The organism is Enterobacter sp. 61D5 (assembly GCF_034107965.1).
GTDB classification, from domain to species: Bacteria; Pseudomonadota; Gammaproteobacteria; order Enterobacterales; family Enterobacteriaceae; genus Enterobacter; species Enterobacter cloacae_M.
Window position 1 is genome coordinate 129,731 of the sequence record NZ_JAWNFK010000002.1, and the last position, 15,693, is coordinate 145,423.

The 15,693-nt window shown below is 53.4% G+C and carries 14 protein-coding genes; 11 read left to right on the top strand and 3 right to left on the bottom strand.

The window, feature by feature from the left end; genetic code table 11:
* Window positions 1–188: 188 nt before the first annotated feature.
* Window positions 189–692: a non-heme ferritin-like protein gene (locus UTM25_RS00835; protein WP_194399546.1), complete on the bottom strand. Its 504-nt coding sequence runs from the start codon at window positions 690–692 to the stop codon at window positions 189–191.
* Window positions 693–1,480: 788 nt separating this feature from the next.
* Here UTM25_RS00835 and araF point away from each other — a divergent pair.
* The 5 genes from araF to otsA all read left to right on the top strand — a co-directional run bounded on the left by araF (window position 1,481) and on the right by otsA (window position 7,435).
* Complete coding sequence (gene araF / locus UTM25_RS00840; protein WP_003859687.1) at window positions 1,481–2,470, top strand: arabinose ABC transporter substrate-binding protein AraF; 990 nt, start codon at window positions 1,481–1,483, stop codon at window positions 2,468–2,470.
* A gap of 71 nt (window positions 2,471–2,541) precedes the next feature.
* On the top strand, window positions 2,542–4,056 hold the full coding sequence (gene araG, locus UTM25_RS00845; protein WP_194399545.1) for an L-arabinose ABC transporter ATP-binding protein AraG: 1,515 nt from the start codon (window positions 2,542–2,544) through the stop codon (window positions 4,054–4,056).
* A 14-nt stretch (window positions 4,057–4,070) separates the two neighbouring features.
* Entirely contained in the window at window positions 4,071–5,057 is a 987-nt protein-coding gene (araH, locus tag UTM25_RS00850) for an L-arabinose ABC transporter permease AraH (RefSeq protein WP_023312268.1), read from the top strand.
* Window positions 5,058–5,232: 175 nt separating this feature from the next.
* Window positions 5,233–6,036 carry a trehalose-phosphatase gene (otsB, locus tag UTM25_RS00855; RefSeq protein WP_033145880.1) on the top strand — a complete coding sequence of 268 codons (804 nt, stop codon included), beginning with the start codon at window positions 5,233–5,235 and terminating at the stop codon, window positions 6,034–6,036.
* The gene (gene otsA, locus UTM25_RS00860; RefSeq protein ID WP_194399543.1) at window positions 6,011–7,435 is read left to right on the top strand and encodes an alpha,alpha-trehalose-phosphate synthase; all 1,425 of its coding nucleotides are present in this window, start codon (window positions 6,011–6,013) and stop codon (window positions 7,433–7,435) included. The genes otsB and otsA overlap by 26 nt, the downstream gene beginning before the upstream one ends.
* A 15-nt stretch (window positions 7,436–7,450) precedes the next feature.
* On the opposite strand, the gene uspC is transcribed toward otsA, so the two are convergent.
* Window positions 7,451–7,879, bottom strand: a complete 429-nt coding sequence (gene uspC, locus UTM25_RS00865) for a universal stress protein UspC (RefSeq protein ID WP_194399542.1) — start codon at window positions 7,877–7,879, stop codon at window positions 7,451–7,453.
* Window positions 7,880–8,673: 794 nt separating this feature from the next.
* On the opposite strand from uspC, the gene flhD reads away from it, so the two are divergent.
* The 6 genes from flhD to cheW all read left to right on the top strand — a co-directional run bounded on the left by flhD (window position 8,674) and on the right by cheW (window position 14,106).
* Complete coding sequence (flhD, locus tag UTM25_RS00870; RefSeq protein ID WP_008500415.1) at window positions 8,674–9,024, top strand: flagellar transcriptional regulator FlhD; 351 nt, start codon at window positions 8,674–8,676, stop codon at window positions 9,022–9,024.
* A gap of 2 nt (window positions 9,025–9,026) precedes the next feature.
* Window positions 9,027–9,605: a flagellar transcriptional regulator FlhC gene (flhC, locus tag UTM25_RS00875; protein ID WP_013096051.1), complete on the top strand. Its 579-nt coding sequence runs from the start codon at window positions 9,027–9,029 to the stop codon at window positions 9,603–9,605.
* Between the two features lie 123 nt (window positions 9,606–9,728).
* Window positions 9,729–10,616, top strand: coding sequence for a flagellar motor stator protein MotA (gene motA / locus UTM25_RS00880; protein ID WP_008500417.1), 888 nt, complete (start codon window positions 9,729–9,731; stop codon window positions 10,614–10,616).
* Entirely contained in the window at window positions 10,613–11,542 is a 930-nt protein-coding gene (gene motB, locus UTM25_RS00885) for a flagellar motor protein MotB (protein WP_109845187.1), read from the top strand. Before motA ends, motB begins: the two co-directional genes overlap by 4 nt.
* Window positions 11,543–11,546: 4 nt before the next feature.
* Entirely contained in the window at window positions 11,547–13,583 is a 2,037-nt protein-coding gene (gene cheA / locus UTM25_RS00890) for a chemotaxis protein CheA (RefSeq protein ID WP_320714152.1), read from the top strand.
* 19 nt (window positions 13,584–13,602) lie between these two features.
* Window positions 13,603–14,106 (top strand): chemotaxis protein CheW, encoded by a 504-nt coding sequence (cheW, locus tag UTM25_RS00895; protein WP_023312262.1) that lies wholly within the window; start codon window positions 13,603–13,605, stop codon window positions 14,104–14,106.
* A gap of 104 nt (window positions 14,107–14,210) precedes the next feature.
* On the opposite strand, the gene UTM25_RS00900 is transcribed toward cheW, so the two are convergent.
* On the bottom strand, window positions 14,211–15,470 hold the full coding sequence (locus UTM25_RS00900; protein ID WP_194399540.1) for a cation:dicarboxylate symporter family transporter: 1,260 nt from the start codon (window positions 15,468–15,470) through the stop codon (window positions 14,211–14,213).
* Between the last annotated feature and the right edge of the window lie 223 nt (window positions 15,471–15,693).

The following is a 15,693-nucleotide window of genomic DNA, read 5'->3' on the forward strand; positions in this document are numbered from 1 at the left end:
GGGTTGCCAGGGTGGTGGCGATTGAGCCACCCTGGCACGTTCACCGGTTATGTCGTTACAGAGTAGCAAGGAACATAAAGTGAACGGAATGACCACTACAGCCGTATGTTCCCCTCACCCTAACCCTCTACCCTGAGGGGTGAGGGGATTATTTCGTGCCTTACCCCGTGCAGAAGCAAATTAAAAACTCAGTGGTGCTGTACCGCCACAATGTCGAGCAGATGACGGTCGGTTTGCTCAGGACATAAACCCGCCTGCTGGGCATTATGGATCTCATCCGCCAGCGTCTTCAGCAGCATGCCATCCTGCTGCTGCTCTTTGTCCATATCACGTAAGAATTTGAGCGTCGTAATGTCCTGCTGCGCTTTGGCTTCATTGGCCAGTTTGCTGAGCGTGCTGCAGCGTTGCTCATACTCTTCAAGCGTTTTCTGAAACAGTTCTTCCAGGCATGAGTAGTTTTCATTGATCCCATCAAGGGCTTTAACGACAGGATTTGCCCCTGCGGCTTTCAGAAAGTTAAAGACACGCATCATATGGGTGACGTTACTTTGCGCCTGAGAGCGAAAGAATGTGGCAGACCCCGTAAGACTATTCTCGGCACACCACGCACTTAGGTGAAGGTGCAGGTTCGAGGCGTAGAACTCAAGGTTCATCTGCGCGTTAAGTTTTTGCATCATCGTTTGGGTAGCCATACTCATATCCTTATTGACTGTGGGACGTGATGTCCGTTGCTTACCTGAGCGCCAGGCAAATACGAAGAAAAGAGCAGAAATAGACATTCTGCCGTGACCGAAGTCGACCGAAATTCACTTCCTGTGTTCGATATAAATAAGCATACCCTTGTCTTGATTCTAAGAAAACTCTTAATCAGGCTGTATTTACCATACATTACAAAGTTTAATATAGTACAGAAATACAACTAGCTCGCCATAAATGGGATGTGACTTAAAGGGCTAATAATTAAGAGTTTTTATCGTGAATGCACACTGTTACTCTTTCGGAAAAAATTAAGTTGGAATATTACTCCGAGAAAAAGAGAAATACGGATTAATCGTTTCGAATATATGATGTGTCAATAAAATTGCGCTAAATCAAATTCTGCGGAATAACGTTTTTTCAGGTGCGTTGTACATTCTTGATGAAAAACATGTTGAACCCCTTTAACGCCAGGTGCGTTTTTTCCCGCTGAGGGGCATCAGGGATATCTTGGCTAATCTTATGGATAATTCTGCTTAACCTCTTTCTATTTGTCTGACAAATCCTGCCTTTTTTATGTCATTTTTCGCTGAATTTATGTACGCAATTACTGTAATTCTGCGGTGTGATGGGGCTCTCTTATGGATGATTAATTTCCCGCTAAAACTATCACCAGCAATAACGCTTATGACGAGGTAAGCGCTAATGCCTTGTTTTAAGTCCGATTAAATAAGAAGCACGCACTTATTCCCTACAGAAAAGAATGCTAAAGCTGGAGTTTACCATGCACAAATTTACTAAAGCGCTGGCGGCCATCGGTCTGGCTGCCGTTATGTCACAATCCGCTATCGCTGAGAATTTAAAACTCGGTTTTTTGGTAAAACAGCCCGAAGAGCCCTGGTTCCAGACTGAGTGGAAATTCGCAGATAAAGCCGGGAAAGATTTAGGTTTTGAAGTCATTAAAATCGCCGTGCCTGACGGCGAAAAAACCTTGAACGCCATCGATAGCCTGGCGGCCAGCGGTGCAAAAGGTTTCGTTATCTGTACCCCGGATCCAAAGCTGGGGTCGGCAATCGCGGCGAAAGCGCGCGGTTACGATATGAAGGTCATCGCGGTTGACGATCAGTTCGTTAACGCCAAAGGCAAGCCGATGGACACCGTCCCGCTGGTCATGATGGCGGCGACCAAAATCGGCGAACGCCAGGGCCAGGAACTCTATAAAGAGATGCAAAAGCGCGGCTGGGATGTCAAAGAGACCGCGGTGATGGCTATCACGGCTGACGAGCTGGACACCGCCCGTCGTCGTACTACCGGTTCAATGGATGCGCTGAAAGCGGCCGGCTTCCCGGAAAAACAGATCTATAAAGTCCCAACCAAATCCAACGATATCCCGGGCGCTTTCGACGCCGCGAACTCTATGCTGGTCCAGCATCCGGAGGTCAAACACTGGCTGGTGGTCGGCATGAACGACAACACCGTACTGGGCGGGGTACGCGCGACGGAAGGCCAGGGCTTCAAGGCGCCTGACGTGATCGGGATTGGCATCAACGGCGTTGACGCCGTCAGCGAGCTGTCCAAAGCGCAGGCTACCGGCTTCTACGGTTCTCTGCTGCCGAGCCCGGACGTGCACGGCTACAAATCCAGCGAGATGCTCTACAACTGGGTAACCAAAGGGGCCGAACCGCCGAAATTTACCGAAGTGACCGACGTGGTGCTGATTACCCGCGACAACTTCAAAGAGGAGCTGGCGAAAAAAGGGCTGGGCGGTAAGTAATACGCTGTGATTGTGCCCCTCATGCTTCGTGAGGGGCCAGACGTACACACTACAGGAATCACGGAGACGTTATGCGACAGTCTGATCCGTATCTCTCTTTTCGCGGCATCGGGAAAACTTTCCCCGGTGTTAACGCGCTGACCGATATCAGCTTCGACTGCTATGCCGGCCAGGTTCACGCCCTGATGGGGGAAAACGGTGCGGGGAAATCCACGCTGTTGAAGATCCTCAGCGGCAACTATGCGCCTACAACCGGCACGCTGGCCATTCGCGGCGAAGAGGTGGCGTTTGCCGATACCACGGCGGCGCTCAATGCCGGGGTTGCGATCATCTATCAGGAGCTGCACCTCATTCCTGAGATGACCGTGGCGGAAAACATCTATTTAGGACAGCTTCCGCACAAAGGCGGCGTGGTAAATCGTTCGCTACTTAATTATGAAGCGGGGCTGCAGCTTAAACATCTGGGTCTGGACGTCGATCCCCAGACGCCGCTGAAATATCTCTCCATCGGCCAGTGGCAGATGGTTGAAATTGCCAAGGCGCTGGCGCGTAACGCCAGAATTATTGCCTTCGATGAGCCCACCAGTTCGCTCTCTGCGCGTGAAATTGAAAATCTGTTCCGCGTGATCCGCGAATTGCGTCAGGAAGGCCGTACGATTTTGTATGTCTCGCACCGCATGGAAGAGATATTTGCCCTGAGCGACGCCATCACCGTCTTTAAAGATGGGCGCTATGTGCGCACCTTTACCGACATGGCGCAGGTTAACCATGACCAGCTTGTTCAGGCGATGGTCGGGCGCGATCTGGGCGATATCTATCACTGGAAACCGCGCGAGTACGGCCCCGAGCGCCTGCGTCTGGACAACGTCAAAGCGCCGGGCGTGCGAACGCCGGTTTCGTTATCCGTACGCAGCGGTGAGATCGTCGGTCTGTTTGGCCTTGTAGGGGCGGGGCGCAGTGAGCTGATGAAAGGGCTGTTCGGGGGTACACGCATTACCGCAGGGCAGGTCTCCATTGACGGCGAGCTGGTGGATATCCAGAAACCCGCCCACGCCATCAGGGCCGGGATGATGCTCTGTCCGGAAGACCGTAAAGCAGAGGGGATTATTCCGGTGCATTCGGTACGCGACAACATCAATATTTCCGCCCGCCGCAAGTTTATTCGCGCAGGCTGCCTGATAAACGATGGCTGGGAGTCGAGCAACGCCGACCACCATATTCGCTCGCTGAATATCAAAACGCCGGGCCCGGAACAGCTGATCATGAATTTGTCAGGCGGAAACCAGCAGAAGGCGATTTTAGGCCGCTGGCTGTCCGAAGATATGAAGGTCATTTTGCTGGATGAGCCGACGCGCGGTATCGATGTGGGGGCAAAACACGAGATTTATAACGTGATCTATGAGCTGGCAAAACGCGGCGTGGCGGTGCTCTTCGCCTCCAGCGATCTGCCGGAGGTGCTTGGCGTGGCCGACCGCATTGTGGTGATGCGTGAAGGCGAAATTGCCGGTGAATTACTTCATGAACAGGCGAATGAACAACAGGCGTTGAACCTCGCCATGCCTAAAGTCAGCCAGGCTGTCGCCTGAGTAAGGAGTTAATGATGTCCTCTGTTACTACATCCGGAGCGCCGAAGTCGAAGTCGGCGCTGAGTTTTGGACGTATCTGGGATCAGTACGGCATGCTGGTGGTCTTTGCCGCGCTGTTCCTCGCCTGCGCGATCTTTGTTCCTAACTTTGCCACCTTCATTAATATGAAGGGGCTGGGGCTGGCCATTTCCATGTCCGGGATGGTGGCCTGCGGGATGCTGTTCTGTCTGGCCTCCGGCGATTTTGACCTGTCGGTAGCGTCGGTGATTGCCTGTGCGGGCGTCACGACGGCAGTGGTGATCAACATGACGGAGAGCCTGTGGATTGGCGTTCTGGCCGGTCTGCTACTCGGCGTCATCAGCGGTCTGGTGAACGGGTTTGTTATCGCACGCCTGAAGATTAACGCCCTGATCACCACGCTTGCGACAATGCAAATTGTCCGCGGGCTGGCCTATATCATCTCCGACGGTAAAGCGGTGGGGATTGAAGACGAGCGCTTCTTTACCCTGGGTTACGCCAACTGGCTGGGTCTGCCTGCGCCAATCTGGCTGACCGTGGCCTGCCTGATCCTGTTCGGCTTCCTGCTCAACCGGACCACCTTTGGCCGCAATACGCTGGCGATTGGCGGTAACGAGGAGGCCGCCCGTCTGGCCGGGGTGCCGGTGGTGCGCACCAAGATTATTATCTTCGTGCTCTCAGGGCTGGTTTCTGCCGCCGCTGGGATCATTCTGGCTTCGCGTATGACCAGCGGCCAGCCCATGACCTCTATTGGTTACGAGCTAATCGTCATTTCGGCCTGCGTTTTAGGGGGTGTTTCCCTCAAGGGCGGCATCGGAAAAATCTCATATGTGGTGGCCGGTATCCTGATTTTAGGCACGGTAGAGAACGCCATGAACCTGCTGAATATTTCGCCGTTCTCGCAGTACGTGGTGCGTGGCCTGATCCTGCTGGCAGCGGTGATTTTCGACCGTTACAAGCAAAAAGCGAAGCGTACCGTTTAGCCCTTTTTCCACCTTTTATTGCTCAACTTATAACCATAGTTGACCCCTTAACCGCCTCGCCAGTAATACTGGCGGGGCGGTTGTCAAATGGCGAGCCACGTCACACTGTCTATACTTACATGGCTATGAAAGAGGTAAAGGTGTTTACCTCTCGTAAACCGTAAGGAGGAAAAGGGTGGCTGACATGTTAACCGCACCGCCTGTACTGCCCGGACACTATGCTTTCTTTTTCGATCTCGACGGCACGCTCGCCGGGATAAAACCGCACCCTGACCAGGTGTCTATTCCGGATGCGGTGTTACAGGATTTGCATCAGCTCTCGCTCATGAATGAGGGAGCACTGGCATTGATATCAGGGCGCTCAATGGCCGAGCTGGATACGCTCGCCAGTCCTTACCACTTTCCGCTGGCCGGTGTACACGGAGCGGAGCGCCGCGACATCCATGATCACACGCATATCGTTTCACTCCCTGACGCACTCACGCAAACGCTCCAGAAGCAGCTTTCTGCTGCGCTGGAAGCGCTGCCTGGTACCGAGCTGGAAGCCAAAGGCATGGCCTTTGCCCTGCATTATCGTCAGGCTCCGCAGCATGAGGAGGCCGTGCTTGCGCTCGCTCAGACGGTAGCGGATGCCCATCCGCAGCTGGCGTTGCAGCCCGGCAAATGCGTCGTGGAGTTAAAACCGAAAGGGATTAATAAAGGTGCGGCCATCGCCGCGTTTATGGCGTCGCCGCCTTTCAAAGGGCGAACGCCCGTTTTCATTGGGGATGACCTGACCGACGAGGCCGGGTTTCGCGTGGTGAATCAGGCCGGAGGAATCGCCGTCAAGGTGGGGCCTGGTGACACCGTTGCCGAATGGCGACTGGCGGATGTCGCCAGCGTCTGGCAGTGGATATCTGACATCGCTAACCAGCAACAACAACAAATAGCGCAAAGCAAAGGGGGAAACCATTATGGGTCGCTTAGTCGTCGTCTCTAACCGAATCGCACCGCCTGACGATAAAAAAGCCAGTGCAGGTGGCCTGGCGGTAGGGGTGTTAGGTGCCTTAAAAGCCGCTGGTGGGCTGTGGTTTGGCTGGAGTGGAGAAATCAGTGAAGAAGAGAAACCGCTCAAAAAGGTGACGCGCGGAAACATTACGTGGGCTTCATTTGCATTGAAAGAGAAAGACTATGACGAGTATTACTCGCAGTTCTCAAATGCCGTCCTGTGGCCTGCGTTCCATTATCGTCTTGACCTGGTCAAATTCCAGCGTGAATCATTTGAAGGCTACTCGCGCGTGAATGCGCTCCTGGCGGATAAACTGCTGCCATTAATCGAAGAAGACGATATTTTATGGATCCACGATTATCACCTGTTGCCCTTCGCGCGCGAGCTGCGAAAAAGAGGGGTGAATAACCGCATTGGCTTCTTCCTGCACATTCCTTTCCCGACGCCGGAAATTTTTACCGCGCTGCCGCCGCATGAAGAGCTGCTGGAGGCGCTGTGCGATTACGATTTGCTGGGCTTCCAGACCGAAAATGACCGCCTCGCGTTCCTTGACTCCGTGTCTGGCAAAGCGCGTCTGGTGACCAAAGGCGGGAAAACCCATACGGCGTGGGGGAAAACCTTCCACACCGAGGTCTATCCAATAGGGATTGAACCTGAGGAAATCGCGGAGCAGGCTTCCGGCCCGCTGCCGCCGAAGCTGGCGCAGCTTAAGAATGAACTCAAGCACGTGAAAAATATCTTCTCGGTTGAGCGTCTTGATTATTCCAAAGGGCTGCCGGAACGCTTCCTGGCGTATGAAACGCTGCTGGATAAATACCCGCAGCATCACGGGAAAATCCGCTATACCCAGATCGCGCCGACGTCGCGCGGTGAGGTTCAGGCCTATCAGGATATTCGCCATCAGCTGGAGACAGAAGCAGGGCGCATTAATGGCCGCTACGGCCAGCTGGGCTGGACGCCGCTGTTTTACCTGAATCAACACTTTGACCGTAAGATCCTGATGAAGGTCTTCCGCTATGCGGACGTTGGGCTGGTCACGCCGCTGCGCGACGGGATGAACCTGGTGGCGAAAGAGTATGTGGCTGCCCAGGATCCTGCCGACCCGGGTGTTCTGGTGCTTTCCCAGTTTGCCGGGGCCGCAAATGAGCTCACGTCGGCACTCATCGTTAACCCTTACGACAGGGATGACGTGGCTAACGCGCTGAATCGCGCCCTGACAATGCCGCTCACGGAACGTATTTCCCGCCATGCTGACATGATGGAAACAATCCGGAAGAACGATATTAACCACTGGCAGGCGCGTTTTATTCAGGATCTCCGGGATATCGCTCCGCAAAGTCATGAAGGCGATCTGCAAAAAAAGATCGCTACCTTCCCTAAACTGGCCTGATTTACTGCTGGGGGGCTAATGCCCCCCAAGCGGCACTAATAGCACATCGACCTGGCTCGACGCGACAATAGATTTCGCCGCGCAGGCTGCCCGCGATAAAAAGCTGTGGTTATGGTTCCCGCAAATCACTAAATCAATATTTTGTTTACGACACATATCGAGAATATGGGCGTTCAGTTCCCCGGTCGCAATAACGGTCTCATAAACAGGATATTGTGCCTTTTCCAGTAATTCGCGCAGAAATTGCTGCGTTTCTTCATGCAGAACCTCGCGAATATCCTCCAGCATGGGCGCGGCCAGCTGATTATACATCTCTGGCTCTGCGGCGAGCGTGATGAGGCTAATGCGGGCATTGTGGGGTCTGGCAATGGAAACTGCCCGGGCGACGAGCTGATGGCTTTCGGGGGAAACTGCCACGGAAACAAGAAGATGGGAGTAACTCATGGCGCACTCCTTGGGTGTCTGAAAGACAGCGTTTTACCACCTTTACCGCGAAATCCCTGGTTCTGCAAGAGCAGATTACGACATTAGTGTGAAGCTTATCATAATTATTCATTAATTATTCTTATAAGAAGAATAACTGAAAAATGCGCCTAAATGAAAAAAATTAACAACTTAACGTAAATCACACAAATCCACGCTTTGACTGTTAAATCGTTTTGATGCGTTACAAACTCATTTCGAATGATCACGCCCTGAAACATCTTTTTTGCACTACCTGCATAACTATATGTTTTTTCACGGTAAGAAAAATGTTTCCAGGAGTGGGGCCTGATGTAAATGTTTCCGCGCGGCGCTTACGGCAGGAAAAGCACGTTGCATGCCAGTTCGGATCACCCTTCTGCATGAGTATTCGTCAATTAAGAATACAAAACAGTACTGATTGGCTAAATATTGAACAAATTACAAGTCATACTGATGGATTTATGGGTCATATTCACTTAAATTGTGTGACATGGATCACATTTTTTTTAAATTTGAGGGTGGCTGGATTGTATGTGGCAAAACTGACGAGTAGAGTTTGCGTCGAATTAGGAAAAATCTTAGTTATTTGTAAGAAATGATAAATCATGTAAGAGACGCATTCGCGGTTTCTCTCTTACGGTTTCAGTGAATACAAACCTAAATTCAACTATGCATTTAGCCTTTTCTTTTTTATACCGGGTGATTTCCCGGCGACATCACGGGGTGCGGTCTTTCCGCATAAAAATAATAGTTGGTTATTCGGGATGGGAACAATGCATACATCCGAGTTGCTAAAACATATCTATGACATCAATTTGTCGTATTTACTGCTCGCGCAGCGTTTGATTAGTCAGGACAAGGCGTCCGCGATGTTTCGTCTGGGTATTAACGAAGAAATGGCAACCATGTTGGGCGGCTTAACCCTCCCGCAGATGGTTAAACTGGCTGAAACGAATCAACTGGTTTGCCAGTTCCGTTTCGATGATTCACAGACAATAACGCGTCTGACGCAGGAATCCCGTGTGGACGATCTTCAGCAGATCCATACCGGCATTCTTCTTTCCACTCGCTTGCTTAACGAAATCAGCCAGCCTGATGACGTAGCCCGTAAGAAAAGGGCCTAGCAATGAGCGAGAAAAGCATTGTTCAGGAAGCGCGTGACATACAGTTGGCCATGGAGCTGATTACACTGGGTGCTCGTTTACAAATGCTGGAAAGCGAGACTCAGCTGAGCCGTGGTCGTCTCATCAAACTGTACAAAGAGTTACGTGGTAGTCCCCCGCCGAAAGGCATGCTGCCGTTTTCTACCGACTGGTTTATGACGTGGGAGCAGAATATTCATGCTTCCATGTTCTGTAATGCCTGGCAGTATCTTCTCAAAACCGGTTTGTGCAGCGGCGTTGACGCCGTGATCAAAGCGTACAAACTTTACCTTGAACAATGCCCACAGCAGGAAGAAGGCCCTCTGCTGGCGCTGACCCGCGCATGGACGCTGGTGCGTTTTGTTGAGAGCGGAATGCTTGAACTGTCGCGCTGCAACTGCTGCGACGGCAATTTTATTACCCATGCTCATCAGCCTGCAGGCAGCTTCGCCTGTAGTTTATGTCAGCCTCCATCCCGCGCAGTAAAAAGACGTAAACTTTCCCGGGATGCTGCCGATATTATTCCACAACTGCTGGATGAACAGATCGAACAAGCTGTTTAACCCGAACGTGTGGGAAAGATTCCAGCAGCGGTAAGCAATTACCGCTGCTTTTTTTTACCCCGCAAACGGTAAACGCTGCGAGCTGGACGTCCTTGCCATAGTCACTAGCGGAAGGATGATGTCGTGCTTATCTTATTAGGTTACCTGGTAGTTCTCGGTACAGTTTTCGGCGGTTACATGATGACCGGCGGGCACCTTGGAGCACTCTATCAACCGGCTGAACTTATTATCATCGGCGGTGCAGGGGTAGGGGCTTTTATCGTTGGTAACAACGGTAAATCAATCAAGGGCACGCTGAAAGCGATTCCGTTGCTGTTCCGTCGCTCGAAATACACCAAAAGCATGTATATGGATCTGCTGGCATTGCTCTATCGCCTGATGGCGAAGTCGCGTCAGCAGGGCATGTTCTCGCTTGAACGGGATATTGAAAACCCGAAAGAGAGCGAAATTTTTGCCAGCTATCCGCGAATTCTTGCTGACGCCATGATGCTGGATTTCATCGTCGACTATCTGCGACTCATCATCAGCGGCAACATGAATACCTTCGAAATCGAAGCGCTGATGGACGAAGAGATCGAAACCCACGAAAGCGAATCTGAAGTGCCGGCCAACAGCCTGGCGCTGGTCGGCGACTCGCTTCCGGCATTCGGTATCGTTGCCGCGGTAATGGGCGTGGTTCACGCCCTGGCCTCGGCGGACCGTCCGGCAGCCGAGCTGGGCGCGCTGATTGCCCACGCGATGGTGGGGACTTTCCTCGGTATTTTGCTGGCGTACGGCTTCATCTCTCCGCTGGCGAGCGTTCTCCGCCAGAAGAGCGCGGAAACCACCAAAATGATGCAGTGCGTGAAGATTACGCTGCTCTCTAACCTCAACGGTTACGCGCCACCGATCGCGGTTGAGTTTGGCCGTAAAACGCTTTACTCCAGCGAGCGTCCGTCGTTTATTGAGCTTGAAGAACACGTGCGTGCGGTGAAAAACCCAAACCAACAGACGACAACTGAGGACGCATGAAAAACCAGTCCCATCCGATCGTCATCGTAAAAAAACGCAAGCACAAGGGCGGCGGGCATGGCGCACACGGCTCGTGGAAAATTGCGTACGCCGACTTTATGACCGCAATGATGGCGTTCTTTCTGGTGATGTGGCTGATCTCCATCTCCAGCCCAAAAGAACTGATCCAGATTGCCGAATACTTCCGTACGCCGCTGGCAACGGCGGTGGCCGGTGGGCCGCGTATCTCTAACAGCGACAGCCCGATTCCGGGCGGCGGCGATGATTACACCCAGCAGAAGGGTGAGGTGAAAAAAGAGCCGAACATCGACGAGCTGAAAAGAAAGATGGAGCAGGCGCGTCTGAAGAAACTGCGTGGCGATCTCGATCAGCTGATTGAAGCGGATCCGAAGCTGCGCGCGCTGCGCCCGCATCTGAAGATCGACCTGGTGCAGGAAGGGCTGCGTATTCAGATTATCGACAGCCAGAACCGCCCAATGTTTAAAACCGGGAGTGCGGAAGTCGAACCGTACATGCGCGACATTCTGCGTGCCATTGCACCGGTGCTGAACGGCATTCCTAACCGAATCAGCCTGTCAGGACACACGGATGATTTCCCGTACGCCAGTGGGGAGAAGGGATACAGCAACTGGGAGCTTTCTGCCGATCGTGCCAACGCCTCGCGTCGCGAGCTGGTGGTAGGTGGGCTTGATGATGGCAAGGTACTGCGCGTAGTCGGCATGGCCGCAACCATGCGCGTTTCCGACCGCGGGCCGGATGATGCCATCAACCGTCGTATCAGTCTTTTAGTGCTGAACCAGCAGGCGGAGCAGGCCATCCTGCATGAAAACGCCGAAAGTCAGAATGAGTCACTGGACGATTTAAAACAGCCTGGGGCCGTTCCTTCGGCTGCCGTTCCAACATCGCCACCAGCCAATCCGAGGTGATAGCGTGAGCATGGATATTAGCGATTTTTACCAGACATTCTTTGATGAAGCCGACGAATTGTTGGCCGATATGGAGCAACACTTGCTCGATTTGGTGCCCGAAGCACCGGACTCCGAGCAGCTCAATGCCATCTTCCGTGCGGCGCACTCTATTAAAGGCGGAGCCGGAACGTTTGGATTTACCATCCTGCAGGAAACGACCCATTTAATGGAAAACCTGCTTGATGAAGCACGACGCGGTGAGATGCAGCTCAATACCGACATTATCAACCTGTTTTTGGAAACCAAAGATATTATGCAGGAACAGCTCGACGCCTATAAAAGTTCGGCAGAGCCTGATGCCGCCAGCTTTGAATACATCTGCAACGCGCTGCGCCAGCTCGCCCTGGAAGCAAAAGGTGAGGTCGCTGCAGCCGTTGTCCCTGCGGCGAAACTGAGCGTTGTCGATGCGGTTGCTGCCGACGAGGCCGCGCCAGCCGCTGCACAAGCGGGCAAACTGCGCGTTGTGCTGTCACGCCTTAAAGAGAGTGAAGTTAACCTGCTGGAAGAAGAGCTGGGTAACCTGGCGAAATTAAGCAACGTGGTAAAAGGCAAAGACAGCCTTGCCGCGACGCTTGATGACGGTATTGGGCAGGACGATATCGTGGCGGTACTGTGCTTTGTGATTGAAGCTGACCAGATCGCCTTCGAAACCGAAACGGCTGCGGTTGACGTTCCTGCCGCTGCGGAAGAGGTGGCCGCTGTCGCTCAGGACGCCGCACCGGCTGTGGCTCCTGCGGCTCCTGCGCTGAAGGCCGTGCCAAAAGAGGCCGCGGCACCTGGCCGTGGTGAGAAACCTGCCGCCCGCTCCAGCGAGTCAACCAGTATCCGCGTTGCCGTTGAGAAGGTCGACCAGCTGATTAACCTGGTTGGCGAACTGGTGATCACCCAGTCGATGCTGGCACAGCGTTCTAACGAACTGGACCCGGTCACGCACGGCGATCTGATCACCAGCATGGGTCAGCTGCAGCGTAACGCCCGCGACCTGCAGGAATCGGTCATGTCCATCCGTATGATGCCGATGGAATATGTCTTTAGCCGCTTCCCGCGTCTGGTCCGCGACCTTGCCAGCAAGCTGAATAAACAGATTGAACTGACCCTGATGGGCAGCTCAACCGAACTGGATAAGAGCCTGATCGAGCGCATTATCGACCCGTTAACGCACCTGGTGCGTAACAGCCTCGACCACGGTATCGAACTGCCGGAAAACCGCATTGCCGCCGGAAAATCCCCGGTCGGTAACCTGATCCTCTCTGCTGAACACCAGGGCGGGAACATCTGCATCGAAGTGACCGACGACGGCGCGGGTCTTAACCGCGAGCGCATCCTTGCAAAAGCGATTTCGCAGGGGATGGCGGTCAATGAAAACATGACCGACGAAGAAGTGGGCATGCTGATCTTCGCGCCGGGCTTCTCTACCGCAGAGCAGGTGACCGACGTGTCCGGGCGCGGCGTAGGCATGGACGTGGTGAAACGTAACATCCAGGAGATGGGCGGCCACGTTGAGATCCAGTCTAAACAGGGTTACGGCACCACCATTCGCATTCTGCTGCCGCTGACGCTGGCGATCCTCGACGGCATGTCTGTCAAAGTGGCGGACGAAGTCTTTATCCTGCCGCTGAACGCCGTGATGGAATCCCTGCAGCCGCGTGAAGAAGATCTGCATCCTCTGGCGGGCGGCGAGCGCGTGCTCGAAGTGCGCGGTGAATACCTGCCGCTGGTGGAACTGTGGAAAGTGTTCGAAGTGGACGGGGCGAAGACAGAGGCCACGCAGGGCATCGTTGTGATCCTGCAAAGCGCGGGCCGTCGCTACGCGCTGCTGGTCGATCAGCTGATTGGTCAGCACCAGGTGGTAGTGAAGAACCTCGAAAGCAACTACCGCAAAGTGCCGGGTATTTCTGCCGCCACCATTCTGGGTGATGGTAGCGTGGCGCTGATCGTCGATGTGTCGGCGCTTCAGGGATTAAATCGTGAACAACGTGTGGCGTACACAGCCGCCTGATTAAGTAGAAGGTAATAACATGACCGGTATGAGTAATGTAACGAAACTGGCGGGCGAGCCATCAGGGCAGGAATTCCTGGTATTCACTTTAGGCGATGAGGAGTACGGCATCGATATCCTGAAAGTGCAGGAAATCCGTGGTTACGACCAGGTTACCCGCATCGCTAACACGCCTGCTTTTATTAAAGGTGTCACCAACCTGCGTGGCGTCATTGTGCCAATCGTGGACCTGCGCGTGAAGTTCAGCCAGGGCGACGTTGACTACGACGACAATACCGTGGTGATCGTTCTGAATCTGGGGCAGCGCGTGGTAGGTATCGTGGTGGATGGCGTATCTGATGTGCTTTCCCTGACCTCTGACCAAATTCGTCCTGCGCCGGAGTTTGCGGTCACGCTGTCGACCGAATACCTGACCGGCCTGGGCGCGCTCGGCGAGCGTATGCTGATCCTGGTGAACATTGAGAAGCTGCTGAACAGCGATGAGATGGCGCTGCTGGATATCGCCGCGAGTCACGTAGCGTAGGTAAATGCAAAACGGCAACCCAGGTTGCCGTTTTTTGTGTTTGCTCCCTCTCCCTGTGAGAGAGGGCAGGGGTGAGGGCATCAGGCCTCACCCTTTTTTTCACCTTACGCTTCCTGCTTTACCAGCTCAGCTTCCGCTTCCCGCGCGCCTTCATTTTGCGACAGCATCGCGGTCGCAATACCATTCCCCAGAACGTTAATTGCGGAACGGCCCATGTCCAGGAAGTGGTCGATCCCCATCAGCAGCAGAATACCCGCCACCGGAATGTTAAAGCTTGGAATGGTTGCTGCCAGCACCACCAGGGATGAACGCGGTACGCCCGCAATCCCTTTCGACGCCAGCATCAGAGTCAGCATCAGCACCGTCACTTCAGAGAAGCTCAGGTGAATGTTGTACGCCTGAGCGATAAACATCGAGGCGAAAGAGCAGTACACCATCGAACCCACCAGGTTGAAGGAGTAGCCAATCGGCAGAACGAAAGAGGCGATGTTGCGCGAGCAGCCAAAGCGCTCCAGCTGCTCCAGCGTTTTCGGATAGGCGGCTTCAGAGCTGCTGGTGGTAAACGCCACCAGGACCGGGTCTTTCAGCATGCTGACCAGGCGAAACACCTCTTTTTTCAGCACCATGTAGCCCACGGCCAGCAGCACCATGCAGGTGAGAAGAATAGCAACATAGTAGCCGCCAATAAAGGAGGCGTAGTTCAGCAGAATGCCCAGACCCTGCGTGGCAATGACGGATGAAATCGCCGCGAAAATGGCCAGCGGAGCAACGTACATTACGTAACCCGTTACCTTCAGCATGATATGGGAAACCACATCCAGCGCGGCCACCAGCGGCGCGTTGAATTTCTGCCCCAGCGACGCGCCGCCGATGCCGAAGAACATCGAGAACACCACAATCTGCAGGATCTCATTGTTCGACATCGCCCCCGCGATGCTGGTCGGAATGGTGTGCGACAGGAACGCTTTCAGCGTCATGCCGCCAACGGCCAGGCCGGTATCCACCGCTTCTGTCGGAACCGTCAGGTTCAGGCCGCTTCCCGGATGCTCTAGCGTAACGATGAACAGGCCAACCAGAATAGAGAGCACGGATGAGCTGATAAACCACACCATCGCTTTGCCGCCAACGCGGCCAATGGTGGAGGTTTCGCCCAGCTTCATAATGCCGACGGTGAGCGTGCTGAAGACCAACGGTGCAATGACCATTTTGATTAGACGGAGGAAAATATCGGTCAGAAGGGTAATATTATCCGACCAGACTGTGATGGCATCCACAGATGCATACTCATGAATTGCTGCCCCTGAAAGAATACCCGCCAGCATGAATATCACGATGAAGAGTGTGAGTTTGTTTGCACTTGCCACGAAAAAAGACCCTCTATGCGCTTCAGATGTAGCCCGCGTCGATACATATAAATTTTTTATTACGATGCGGGAAATTATTCGGCACATAAATTGACGCAAAGTGTAGGGGGATACAACTCCTTTTTAAGTTTTATTAATTTTGTTGTTAATGCGTCGACGATATATTGTGATCGCTGTCACACTTTAATGGATATATTCTCCCCGGATAGAATAAAATTGCTGC

What these genes read in the sequence shown, in the direction of transcription:
- otsA (WP_194399543.1), top strand. Translation starts at nt 6,011, where the DNA reads ATGGGTCGCTTAGTCGTCGTCTCTAACCGAATCGCACCGCCTGACGAT.
- flhD (WP_008500415.1), top strand. Translation starts at nt 8,674, where the DNA reads ATGCATACATCCGAGTTGCTAAAACATATCTATGACATCAATTTGTCG.
- flhC (WP_013096051.1), top strand. Translation starts at nt 9,027, where the DNA reads ATGAGCGAGAAAAGCATTGTTCAGGAAGCGCGTGACATACAGTTGGCC.
- cheW (WP_023312262.1), top strand. Translation starts at nt 13,603, where the DNA reads ATGACCGGTATGAGTAATGTAACGAAACTGGCGGGCGAGCCATCAGGG.
- araF (WP_003859687.1), top strand. Translation starts at nt 1,481, where the DNA reads ATGCACAAATTTACTAAAGCGCTGGCGGCCATCGGTCTGGCTGCCGTT.
- araH (WP_023312268.1), top strand. Translation starts at nt 4,071, where the DNA reads ATGTCCTCTGTTACTACATCCGGAGCGCCGAAGTCGAAGTCGGCGCTG.
- araG (WP_194399545.1), top strand. Translation starts at nt 2,542, where the DNA reads ATGCGACAGTCTGATCCGTATCTCTCTTTTCGCGGCATCGGGAAAACT.
- uspC (WP_194399542.1), bottom strand. Translation starts at nt 7,879, where the DNA reads ATGAGTTACTCCCATCTTCTTGTTTCCGTGGCAGTTTCCCCCGAAAGC.
- motB (WP_109845187.1), top strand. Translation starts at nt 10,613, where the DNA reads ATGAAAAACCAGTCCCATCCGATCGTCATCGTAAAAAAACGCAAGCAC.
- UTM25_RS00835 (WP_194399546.1), bottom strand. Translation starts at nt 692, where the DNA reads ATGGCTACCCAAACGATGATGCAAAAACTTAACGCGCAGATGAACCTT.